Consider the following 11,317-nt stretch of genomic DNA (forward strand, 5'->3'; position numbering starts at 1 on the left):
GTGCGCGATATCGAGCGGCTGACGGCATACGGCGTGGCTGAGCGCGGCGTGAGCGGGGTGAATCGGTGAGCACGGTCGAAGGGCGGACGCGGGGGGCGTTGCTGGCGCGGCAGGCCGGGGGTGCGCTCGGTGCGGCGGTGCTCGCGGCCGTGGTCGCCGCGGTGGTCGCCGGGGTCGGGCTGGTGGCGTTCGCGAGTGTGGAGTGGCCCGCATTCAATTCGTCCAATGTGACTCGGGCGCTGACGACGGTGGGGCAGGTGGTCGCGGTCGCCATGCTGGTGGCGGCGATCTGGCTGGTGCGGGCGCGGAAGTGGCCGTGGGTGGCGAAAGTGCTGTCGTGGGGCGGTATTTCGGCGTTCGTGACGGTGACGCTGGGGATGCCGCTGGGGGCTACCAAGCTGTATCTGTTCGGGCTGTCGGTGGATCAGGAGTTCCGGACGCAGTATCTGACGCGGCTGACCGACAGTGCGGCGCTGCGGGATATGAACTACGTGGATCTGCCGCCGTTCTATCCGGCCGGATGGTTCTGGGCCGGTGGGCGATTCGCGAATCTGTTCGGACTGGACGGGTGGGAGGCGTTCAAGCCGTGGGCCATCATCGCGTTGGCCGTGGCGGCGGCGCTGGCGCTCGTGCTGTGGTCCGAGCTGATTCGGGCGGACTGGGCCATTGCCGTCGCCGCTGCCACGACGGCGGTGACGGTGGCGTATGCCGCGCCGGAGGCGTACAGCGCGGTGCTCGTCGTGCTGCTGCCGCCGGTGCTGGTGCTGGCTTGGGGGGCGCTGCACCGGCCCGCCGAATACGGGGGTGCTGAATACGGGACTATCGGTTCCGGAGCGACGGGTTCCGGGCCTGCGGAAACCGGGACCACTGGCACCGAGACCGAGGAAACCGGAGCCGCCGGGTCCGAGACCACGGAAGCCGGAGCCGCCGGGACCAAGACCGCAGAAGCCGGAACCACCGGGACCAAGACCGCAGAAGCCGGAACCACCGGGACCAAGACCACGGAAGCCGGAACCACCGGGACCAAGACCGCGGGTTCGGCGCTGACCGCGGGCGGTTGGGGGGCGGTGGTCGGGACCGGGCTGTTCCTCGGGCTAGCGGCCACCTTCTACACGCTGTACTTCGCCGCCGCCGTGTTCGCGGTCTGCCTGATGGCGGTGGCCGCTGCCGGAATCGCGCTGTGGCAGCGGCATTTCGCGCTGCGGGTGCATCGGCGCACCAAGCGGGAGGTGCCCGGGGTCTGGCGGCTGCTGTGTCCGATTCTGTTGCGGCTGACCGCGATCGGGGTGGTCGCGGGGTTGCTGGCGCTGGTGGTGTGGCTGCCGTTCCTGCTGCGGGTGCTCGACGAGGGCTTCCCCAGTTCGGGCACCGCCTTCCACTATCTGCCCGAGGGCGGGGCGCGGCTGCCGCTGCCCATGTTCGAATTCTCGCTGCTGGGCGGGCTCTGCCTGATCGGCGTGATCTGGCTGGTGCTGCGGGTGGGCAGTTCGCGGCGGGCGCAGGCGCTGGCGGTCGGCGTGGTGGCCGTGTACCTGTGGTGCCTGCTGTCCATGCTGGTGACGGCGGCCGGGACCACGCTGCTGTCGTTCCGGTTGGAGCCGGTGCTGATGGTGCTGCTGGCAGCGGCGGGAGCGTTCGGTTTCGTGGAGGGCGCGCGGGCGATCTACCAGGTGTTGAACGAGCCGGAGCGGTTCCGGGCCGTGGGGGCGGCCGTGGCCGTGCTGGGCGCGATCGGCTTCGGCCAGCAGATTCCGGAGATCCTCGCACCGGAGATCACCACGGCCTACACCGATACCGACGGCGACGGCGTGCGCGCGGACAAGCGGCCACCGTCGGCCGTCTCGTACTACGACGAGATCGACGCCGCCCTGCGCGAGCAGATCGGCCGCCCCCGCGACGAATCGGTGGTGCTCACCGCCGACCTGAGCTTCCTGTCCATCTACCCCTACTTCGGCTTCCAGGCCCTGACCTCCCACTACGCCAACCCCCTGGCGGACTTCCCGGCCCGCGCCGACGAGATCAAGCGCTGGTCCACGCTGGAAACCCCCGAGGAACTGCTCGAAGCCCTCCGTACCGCCCCCTGGCGCGCCCCCGACGCTTTCCTCTTCCGCCAGTCCGGCGACAACTACACCCTGCGCCTGGCCGAGGACGTCTACCCGAACCAGCCGAACGTGAAGCGCTACCAGGTGACCTTCCCGGCGACCCTGTTCGACGACCCCCGCTTCACCGTGACCGATATCGGCCCCTTCACGCTGGTGGTCGTGGAGCACTGACGACTCGCACCACGGCCAGGGTTGACCACAGACGGGGGTCAACCCTGGCCGGAGTTCATATCGGTGTCGCCTCGTCGGCCGGGTGGGGGCGGTTCGACCGAACACACCGCGTCATCGAGCCGAATCGGGCGTCGCGGTCGACATGCGATCGACCGGCCGGATGACGGCGGCCAAGCGCGAAACGAACTCGGCCGACCGGCGGGCGAGCGGACCGTCGGCAGGTTCGGCGGACACCGCGTCTTCGACCAGTGCGCGAACCTCCCCCAATTCCGCGTCGACTGCCGCGATCAGAGCCTCGACGGCCGGGCCTTTGTGCGGGCAGTCGGCCGCTCGGCAACCGAGATGGGCTCCGAGGACGTGGCGGGCGAGCTGGTAGGAGCCCCAGCTGGGATACGCCCGATCAGCACCCATGGTCGGCTGGAACTCGGACATCACCCGTTCCCCATCGCAGCGTCCACCACCGGCGCACGAAGCCCGAGCCCGCTGCCGCAGCGATGTCTGCCGCGCCCGCAACGGTGCACGCCGCCACGACGACGTGGGCGCGGAACCTCCACGCTGCCAGTGCCTTCGACGTACGGCAGGACGAAAGGGGGAAGATCACGCTCCCCCCGCCAGTCCTCGCCGATACCGCGCATCGCCCAGACGAAGACGAGCGCACCCAGCACAGCCAAGCCCACAATCCAGACTTCCCAATACATTCGCAGATCTCCTCGCGTGCGTACCGGCGGATTCCGACCACCGGGCGGCGGATTCGCGCTGTCGTCGCCGGGTGTGGAACCAGTAGACATCTCGGAATTCGCGCCGTGTGGACAGTCCACGGAATACGCTGGAGTGTCCATGGTGGACACTGTCCGCGCTGGACACTCGGACGATAGTGAGGCTGACGAAATGGCCGGAACGACGGTCGCCCGCATGGATTTCGGAGCATTCGTCCAGGCGATGCGCAAAGCCGCCGGAAAGGTGCCACTTGCCGCCGCCAAGCACATCGACACGTCGCGCCAGACGATCATGCGCCTCGAGGAAGGCTGGCCGACGCGGCTGAGCACCCCGCAGATCGAGCAATTGATCGAGTTCTACGGCGGAGATCGCGATCAGCGCGCGGAGGCCATTCGACTGTGGGAAGTACTGCGGTCGCACGAGAGGGCAGACCAGGCCCAGGGCAACTCGAAAAGTTATTGGCAACCGTACTCGGACCAGTTCGTCTCGCAGTTCCCGCACTACCTGCGGCTGGAATCGGCAGCGAACGCAATGGTCAGCCATCAACTCGTGCTCGTGCCGGGCCTGCTCCAGATCCCTGAGTACCGGCGAGCTGTGATTCTCATCGATGAGCCGAATCTCTCTCCGGTCGATACCGAACGGCGGCTCGAATTGATGGCCCACAGGCAGAGTCGGTTGAGCGAAGCCGAGTTCCGGGTGGAAGTCCTGCTGTCCGAGGCGGTCTTGCGTCACCAGCCCGCCAGCCCGGCCGTGATGGCGGATCAATTGCGCTGGCTGGTGGAGGTCGGTGAGCAGACCAATATCAGCGTCCGCGTGGTGCCCTTCGGGGTGGGACCACATCGAGGATTGATCGTGCAGAGCTTCACTCTGTTGGAGTTTCCGCGTGGCGCAAGCGGGCTGACGGTGCCGCCGGTGGTGTACCTGGACGTAGTGAACGCCCCCATGACCACCGAACGAGCGGATGTTGTCGATCAGTATCGGCAGGCGACTACGCAACTACGGGCGGTAGCGTTGACAGAGAAGGACACCAGAGATCTGGTGAATCGGGTGGCGAAGGAGTACGCGGGGTGAGGAAGCCGATCAAGGGGGAATGGTACAAGTCCAGTCGATCCGAGACCGGTAAGCAGTGCGTGGAGGTTTGTCACGCCGAAAACGCTGTCGGGGTGCGTGATTCCAAGCAGCCGGGCGGACCGGAGCTGTGGTTCACGCCGGAGCAGTGGAGCAGCTTCCTCGCCAGCCGCCTCTGGTAAGCCGTATAGCTGAGGAGTGCGCGGAATGACCGAGCCAACTCGTGATGCGTGGTACAAGTCGAGCAGATCCGATGCAGGGAAGCAGTGCGTGGAAGTTTGCCACGCCGAAAACGCTGTCGGGGTGCGTGATTCCAAGCAGCCGGGCGGACCGGAGCTGTGGTTCACCCCGGGGCAGTGGGAGAGCTTTATCGGCAGCGGTATCTGGCAGGGCTGATCGCACCCAGGAGGCATGGGCCACGGGGTGGGTTCAACGCTCGGGGTATTCAACTGCCGCGGCGCGGTCTTCGGATGCAGATGCGGGGGCCGTCGCGAGGTGGTGCGTCCGGGCCTGGTGTGTCGGCGGCCGCTGGGGTCTGCGAGCGGTTCGGCTCGGTGTCGGCAGCGGTCAACCAGTGCCGATGCTGCTCGGCGGCTTGGGTGTAGTCGGCCAGGAGCTCGCGGCGGGCGCGGGCGAGTAGTTCGTCGCCGTGGTGGCGGTGGTTGATGTGTGGGGTGCGGGTGGGGTCGACGTGGTGGGGTGCGATCCAGGTGGCGGGGCCGGTGGTGGGTAGCCCGGTGGTGGCGGCACCGTCTATGCGTGGCGGGGTGGGGGTGGTCCAGCCTTGGTCGGTGTTGGTGATGCGGGCGTGGCAGGGGTCGCAGGCGAGGGTGAGGTTGTCGATGTCGGTGGGGCCGTCGGCGGCGTGTTCGCGTTTGTGGTGGACGGCGCAGTAGACGGCCGGGGCGTCACAACCGGGGCGGGTGCAGCCGCGTTCGGCGGCAATGAGGGCGAGGCGCTGCCAGGGGGAGGCGAGTCGGCGGCTGCCGCCGAGATGCAGGGGCATTCCGGTGTGGTCGAACACCACCAGGGTCGGGATCGAGCGCTGCGCCATGCGCAGGGCCTCGGTGATCGACATACGGGTGCCGGATGCCGTGCGCGCGACCGCGTCACCGGGCTCGACGATCGAGTCGATGCCCAGGGCACGTTCGACGTCGCCGAGATTCATGGTCAGGATGACCGAGACCGGCAGGCCGCGATGAGTGCCCAGCCGCTTCGGGCCGCCGCTGGAAGCGAGGAATGCGGTGAGGGCGTCGTGGTTGCGCTGCCCGGCCGATCGCCGGTCACGACGGGCGGCGGCCTCGATCAGCGCCGGGTCGACGGCACCGGCGGCGGTGCGGGGGCTATCGGGGTCGTCGGGGTTGTTCATGCCCGGTCGTCCCCATTTCGCGAAGACCATGTCCAGGAAGGCCCGCAGTGTCGGGTCGACCAGGCCGTGGAGCGGCGACATGCCGTCGGGGCGTTGGCGGCCGGGCAGCAGCTCGCGCTGTCGGGCGCGGTCGCGGTCGTCGGACAGCGCGCCGTCGGGGTCGAGGTAGCCCAGGATCTCGTCGCCCACCCGGGGAAGATCGTCGGGGGTCACCTTGCGGGCGGTGTCGGCCAGCACTCGTTCGGCCGCTTCGCGATCGGTCCGTTCCACCGCGTGCGGAATCCGCTTCATCACCTTCATGATCTGCCGGGCGTGGTCGGCGGAGATCTCCCCATCGGATTGGGCGCGTGCGGTATTCGGCAGTTCGACTTCACCGTCGAGTCCGGCGAGCAGGTGGAATCGGCCCAGTTTCTCGGCCATGCGGTAGCGGGAATTGGCGTCGGCCCGGGATATACGCAAGGACTCGATGATGAATTCCCGGGTGCCCGCCACACCGGCCCGCTCGCCCAATGATCGGTCGGAGGTTTCGATTACCAGCTTGTGCGACAACGCATCCAGTAGGCGACGTGCTGTTTCCACCTCGCGCATCCATGCGACGAAATCATCGTCGTTCATGCGGGTGAGATCGCAGTTCAGCGCGGCGGTCGCCACGGCGACCATATCGCGGGCGATGCCGCGCTCCTGAATTTCCCCTCCCCCGTTCATATCTCCATTCTATCGCGAATTGTCTTGCGGGAGAACAGGAAAACTATTTGACCTGCGAGAACTTCGCATCCGATTCGCCCGAATCAACCGCCGCCGCTATTCCGCCGCCCCGACATTGTCGGCGTCCGAATGACAGTCAGCAGTTCGGCCAGCGCCGTCCGTGCCGGATGTCCGGACGCGCCCAGCGTTTCGGCCAGCTCGCCGCGCTCAGCGGACGGCATATCCGCCAGTTGCTCCAATACCGCTGCCGGGCCGCCGAGTTCGAGCAGTTGCAGCATGCTTTCCGTCATGGCGAGCAGACCCTCGTCATCGGTGACGTCGGCCATGCTCAATTCACCGTCGGAGACGAGCTGGGTGATCACCAGCGGAGTCAGCACCGGATCGCCGCGCAGGCCGCGCAGCAGGCGGGGGCCGTCGGGAAGCGCCAGCATCAGGATGCGCAGCATGGCGGCCGCGCGACCACGGAAGGGGCAGTCGCGAATCGCCTGGAGCAGCGGCTCGCGGTCGCCGTGGTGGGCGTCGAGCCAGCCCTGGATCTCCAACCGGCCGGTCTCGGCGGTGTAGTGGTCGGCGATCACGCCGAGCAGTCCGGCGGCGTCGGCGTCGCGCAGGTCGCCGACGGCTCCGGCCTCGCGGCCCTCGGCGAGCATGCGGTCTCGCATGGCGGCCGTCCCCAGGCCGGTCAGCGCCAGGAGGGTGCCCGGTTTGCGCAGGTCGGTCCGTAATGCCTTGCGCGCCTTGGCATCGAGCCAGGGCACCGGATCGAATTCGGGGTCGTTGAGATCCGAGAGGTACATCGGATCGGGAATGCCCCGAGTCAGCTCGACGACACCGAGACGGTGCAGCACCTGGAAAGCGGTCAGCAGCTCCGCGCCGATCCGCTGCCGCTCGTCCCGCAGCAGCGCCGGGGCCGCGAAATCCGCGAAGGCTTCCGACCACTGCGCCCACACCGGCTCCTCCAGTCGGCGCAGCGGCATCGGATGCGGCATGCCGTACAGGGTGTTGAGCATGTCCGGCAGCACCAGGTCGTGCAGTTCTGACAGCAGGGGCGGCTCACCGGAGCGCGCCGCGCCGTAGGTGATCTCCGCCGATTCCAGCACGGCATCGAAGGCGCGCGACCACAGGGCCAGCGGATCGCGCAGCAGGGAGCGATTCTTGGCCACCGGCCGCACTTCGCCCTGTGCGACGCGCACCAGGCGCAGGTGTTTCGCCCACGCGAGCAGCCGGGTCAGCTCCCGCAGCCGCGTCGCGTCGCGGACACCCTCGAGCTCGTCGCCGGTATCGAGCAGGGCGACCAGTTCACGGGCGTCGGCAATGCGCAGCCGATGGTGGGTCGTCAGCGCACGGCCGGTGCCGACCCAGTCCAGCAGCAGCCGCAGCTGCCGCACCACCGGCGTCGCCTCGGCCGCCGCGACCAGGTCCGCGTGGTCCGGGAGCACGACCGGGGGTTGGGCGAAGGTCCGCACGGGGGTTTCGTCGCCGACGAGCAGGTCCGGGCTGTCGGAAATCAGCCCGGATTCCAACAGCGCCACCAGATCGTCCACCTCGGCCGGATCCAGATCGGCGGAGTCCAGGTCGGCCGCGTCGAGATCGCCGGTCAGTACGCGCAGCAGTGCTTCGGGGATATCCGCGTCGGCGCTGTGTGCGTCGAGAGCTTTGTGCGCACCGAAAGACCTGTGCGCGTCGAGAGACCTGCTCGATCCGGGAACGCCGCCAGGCCCGAATGCGCCGTGCGACCCGAAAGCGCCGTACGACCGACTCGCCCCGTGCGCGCCACCCGCCCAGTCCGCATTCGCAGCGCCACCCGCCCGGTCGACCGAACCGGCACCCGGCGCACCGCCCGCCTGACCCGTCCGGTCCGCACCTTGAGCGCTGCTCATCCCGTCCACCCGGTCCACGCGCTCCGCCCCGCGAGCGCCGCCCGCCCAGTCCACCCGGTCCACCTGATCCGCATTCCGAGCGCCACCCACCCGGCCCGCGCCGAACTCACCGCCCGCATCGGGCGGCTCGGCGATGCCTGCCAGCGTGAGGGCGTCGTGGAGTTCCGCGCGGAATTCCGGCTCGGTCTCGGTGATCACCGTCAGCAGCTCGTCCAGCCCGCTGCCTCGGGGATCGAGCAACCCACTGGCAGCCAGATAGGCGAGCAGTGCGCGGAGCGTGTCGGGGGCGTGGGCGGGTCGGTCGATCTCGGCCGCGGCGTCGGGAATCCAGTCCAGCAGCACGTCGCAGACCGCATCCGGGGTCCAGTGCGCGAGCCGACCGTCACTGCTCAGGTGCCGTGCCTCCAGCGCGATGCCCGCGATCGGCTCCACGATCGGCGTCCCCTGCCGCCGCGCCCACTCCGCGCAGCGCCGCACCAGCAACTCGGCGGCGGCGGTGAACTCCTCGTCCTCCTCGAGGTCGAAATGCAATCGCATACCGAAACGGTAGGCGCTTGCGGTCCACCCCGGGCAGCGCTCGTCCCATCTGGGGATAAACCGCCTGAAATCTGTGGATTGGTGATGTTATCTGTGGATAACTCCTGGACTTGCCAGCGGAATCTCAGCCGCAGCCGGTAGCGTGGCGAGCTGTTGTGCCGGTAAGAGGAGTCAGCTTGTGAATTCGGGGCGGGAAACCGACTGGACGGACAAATCCGGATCGGCCGTGGCAGTGCTGGAGCGGACCGTCCCGGAGACCAGCCCGCGCCTATCCCGATCCCGGCGCATCGCACACCGCCTCCGGCTCGCCCGCACCGACGTCCTGATCGCGGGCGGCTATCTGGCGCTGGCCGTGCTGGTGCTCTCCGGGCAGTGGCGGCACCCCGAGGACGGATACCTGATCAAGAGCGGTCAGGACCAGACCATGTGGGAGTGGTTCTTCGCGGTCACCGCGCACAAGGTCGCCAACCTTGAGAATCCGCTCGGGACCGTACTGCAGAACTATCCCGACGGCGTGAACATGATGGCGAATACCGCCATGTTCGGCGTCGGCGTGCCGTTCACCCCCATCACCCTGCTGTTCGGGCCGACCGTCACCTTCGTGCTGGTACTCACCCTCGGGCTGGCCGGTACCGCCTTCGCCTGGTACTGGCTGTTCTCGCGGTACCTGGTCGACGCCCGGGGCGCGGCGGCCGTGGGCGGTCTGTTCTGCGGGTTCGCGCCCGGCATGATCTCGCACGGCAACGCCCACCCGAACTTCGTGGTGCTCGCGCTGCTGCCGCTCATCACCGCGCAGTTCATCCGCCTGGCGAAACGCGCGGCAGCGGACGCCGGGGCGACGGCACTCGGAGCGCGCAGCCGCGATGCGGTGGTGCTGGGTCTGCTGGTCGCCCTGCAGATCGCGCTCGGCGAGGAACCGCTGCTCATCTACGCCATGGCGTTCGGGGTGTTCGCGCTCGTCTACTACCTGCACCGGCCGCGACTGGGCTGGCGGGTGCTGCGCGGCATCACCCCCACGGTCGCCCTGGCCGCACTGATCACAGTGGCGCTCACCGAGATTCCGCTGTGGTGGCAGTTCTTCGGTCCGCAGTCGTACCGGTCCATAGACCACGGGCCGATGGGCAACGACCTCGAGGCGCTGTTCCAGTTCCCCTCCGAATCGCTGGGCGGCATGCTCTCCCCCGGCACCAACGTGGCCATCAACCCCACCGAGGAGAACTCCTACTTCGGCTGGCCGCTGCTGCTGCTCGTCACCGTCAGCGCGATCCTGCTGTGGCGCAACCGGGTGGTGCGGGCGGCGAGCGTCGTGATCGTGGCGTTCACCCTGCTGTCGCTGGGATCCAGCCTCACGATCGGCCGCGACGACACCGGCATCACGCTGCCCTGGCACTGGTTCGAGCAACTGCCGCTGGTGAATTCGGTGCTGGAATCGCGCTTCACCTTCGCCGCCATACCGGCCATCGCCGCCATCCTGGCGCTGGCGACACAGCGTGCGGTGCAGCAGTGGCGGGAGTCGGCCACCGATTGGCGGCCGCTGGCCTGGTTCGCGGCGCTGACGCTGGCGCTGGTGCCGCTCACCCCGACCGTTCTTCCGGTGGTGCAGCGCACGCCCACCCCGGCCTTCTTCGCCGACGGCACCGTGAACCGGTATGTCACCGACGGTTCCGTGGTGATCGTGCCGCCGCCGACCCCACCGGATGCCCGCGCCCTGCGCTGGCAGACCGCCGCCGATTTCAGCTTCCCGCTGGCGGGCGGCTATTTCGTCGGCCCCACGGGTTCCGACACCAAAGGCCGCTACGGCCCGGACGACCGGCCCACCGCCACCCTGCTCATGAAAGCCCAACGCGCCAACCGGGTTCCGATCGTCGACGACGCGTCGCGCGCCCAGGCGCTGGCGGATCTGCGGTACTGGCAGGCCGATGTGCTGGTGCTGCCGCCCACCGAACACGGCGAGGTGCTGCGCCTCACCGTGGACCAGCTGCTCGGCTTCCACGGGCAGCGCGTCAACGGCGTCTGGGTGTGGGACGTGCGCGGACTCGTCTGAGCCTGAGCCACCGATGAATTCCGCGACGCCGCGGAGTCGCCAGTGGTGTACGGCCCTGTGACAGGGCGCCATCGGAAAGGCCGGAACCGTCGCTCCGCGCGGGTCGCCAGCCGCTGGCCCACCGGATCGACCGCCCGGCGGAAAGTCGAGGCTCATCATGCGAGATCTGATAGTCACCGAGAACATCACCGTCGACGGCGTCATCGACGCGGCCGGGGGCTGGTTCACCGTCGCCGACGGCCCGGATCAGTCCGACCAGGTGGAGGCGGTGCGCGCGCAGTTCGCCGCCTGTGACGCCGTGGTGTTCGGGCGCAAGACCTTCGAGGAGATGCGCGGATACTGGCCCACGGTCGTCGACACCGACACCACCGGGGTGGCCGAATACCTGAACAAGGTGCACAAGTACGTGCCGTCGCGGACCATGACCGAACCCGGCTGGGACAACTCGACCGTGCTGAGCGGACCGCTCGCCGACGAGATCCAGGCGCTGAAGAAAGCCCCGGGCGGCGACATCGTGGTGACCGGCAGCATCGGTGTGGTGCACCAGCTGGTCGCGGCGGGACTGGTCGACGAGTTCCGGCTCTTCACCCACCCGGTGGTGCTCGGCCGGGGTGCGCGACTGTTCCCGGACGGCACGGCCATTCCGGAGCTGCGACTCGCCGAGACCACGGCATTTCGCTCCGGGGTGGTGCTGTTGCGGTATCGGACGAGCAAGGGTCGATAG

Annotated in this window: 10 protein-coding genes; 6 read left to right on the forward strand and 4 right to left on the reverse strand. The window is 68.7% G+C overall.

What is annotated here, in order from left to right; genetic code table 11:
• The first annotated feature begins 65 nt into the window (after positions 1-65).
• Complete coding sequence (locus tag FOH10_RS30715; RefSeq protein ID WP_186000632.1) at positions 66-2,273, forward strand: arabinofuranosyltransferase; 2,208 nt, start codon at positions 66-68, stop codon at positions 2,271-2,273.
• A 111-nt stretch (positions 2,274-2,384) separates the two neighbouring features.
• Here the strand turns inward: FOH10_RS30715 and FOH10_RS35080 are convergent, their stop codons facing one another.
• Positions 2,385-2,705 (reverse strand): hypothetical protein, encoded by a 321-nt coding sequence (locus FOH10_RS35080; protein ID WP_157533565.1) that lies wholly within the window; start codon positions 2,703-2,705, stop codon positions 2,385-2,387.
• Positions 2,705-2,971 carry a hypothetical protein gene (locus tag FOH10_RS35085; protein ID WP_186000633.1) on the reverse strand — a complete coding sequence of 89 codons (267 nt, stop codon included), beginning with the start codon at positions 2,969-2,971 and terminating at the stop codon, positions 2,705-2,707. The genes FOH10_RS35080 and FOH10_RS35085 overlap by 1 nt, the downstream gene beginning before the upstream one ends.
• Positions 2,972-3,161: 190 nt before the next feature.
• Between FOH10_RS35085 and FOH10_RS35090 the strand changes: the two genes are divergently transcribed.
• The 3 genes from FOH10_RS35090 to FOH10_RS30730 are packed head-to-tail and all read left to right on the forward strand — an operon-like array spanning position 3,162 to position 4,454.
• Positions 3,162-4,061, forward strand: coding sequence for a helix-turn-helix domain-containing protein (locus FOH10_RS35090; protein WP_186000634.1), 900 nt, complete (start codon positions 3,162-3,164; stop codon positions 4,059-4,061).
• Between the two features lie 59 nt (positions 4,062-4,120).
• The gene (locus tag FOH10_RS30725; RefSeq protein WP_342355935.1) at positions 4,121-4,240 is read left to right on the forward strand and encodes a DUF397 domain-containing protein; all 120 of its coding nucleotides are present in this window, start codon (positions 4,121-4,123) and stop codon (positions 4,238-4,240) included.
• A gap of 25 nt (positions 4,241-4,265) precedes the next feature.
• The gene (locus tag FOH10_RS30730) at positions 4,266-4,454 is read left to right on the forward strand and encodes a DUF397 domain-containing protein (protein ID WP_143983292.1); all 189 of its coding nucleotides are present in this window, start codon (positions 4,266-4,268) and stop codon (positions 4,452-4,454) included.
• Positions 4,455-4,503: 49 nt separating this feature from the next.
• Here FOH10_RS30730 and FOH10_RS30735 read toward each other — a convergent pair whose 3' ends face one another.
• Together FOH10_RS30735 and FOH10_RS30740 are read right to left on the reverse strand one after the other, a co-directional pair.
• Positions 4,504-6,132 carry an HNH endonuclease signature motif containing protein gene (locus FOH10_RS30735; RefSeq protein WP_143983293.1) on the reverse strand — a complete coding sequence of 543 codons (1,629 nt, stop codon included), beginning with the start codon at positions 6,130-6,132 and terminating at the stop codon, positions 4,504-4,506.
• 83 nt (positions 6,133-6,215) lie between these two features.
• Positions 6,216-8,549: a hypothetical protein gene (locus FOH10_RS30740; protein WP_143983294.1), complete on the reverse strand. Its 2,334-nt coding sequence runs from the start codon at positions 8,547-8,549 to the stop codon at positions 6,216-6,218.
• Between the two features lie 226 nt (positions 8,550-8,775).
• Between FOH10_RS30740 and FOH10_RS30745 the strand changes: the two genes are divergently transcribed.
• Positions 8,776-10,593 carry a glycosyltransferase family protein gene (locus FOH10_RS30745; RefSeq protein WP_143984419.1) on the forward strand — a complete coding sequence of 606 codons (1,818 nt, stop codon included), beginning with the start codon at positions 8,776-8,778 and terminating at the stop codon, positions 10,591-10,593.
• Positions 10,594-10,750: 157 nt separating this feature from the next.
• Positions 10,751-11,317, forward strand: coding sequence for a dihydrofolate reductase family protein (locus FOH10_RS30750; protein WP_143983295.1), 567 nt, complete (start codon positions 10,751-10,753; stop codon positions 11,315-11,317).

Origin of the sequence: Nocardia otitidiscaviarum, from assembly GCF_007362295.1 — a bacterium.
In the GTDB taxonomy this organism is placed as follows: domain Bacteria; phylum Actinomycetota; class Actinomycetes; order Mycobacteriales; family Mycobacteriaceae; genus Nocardia; species Nocardia otitidiscaviarum.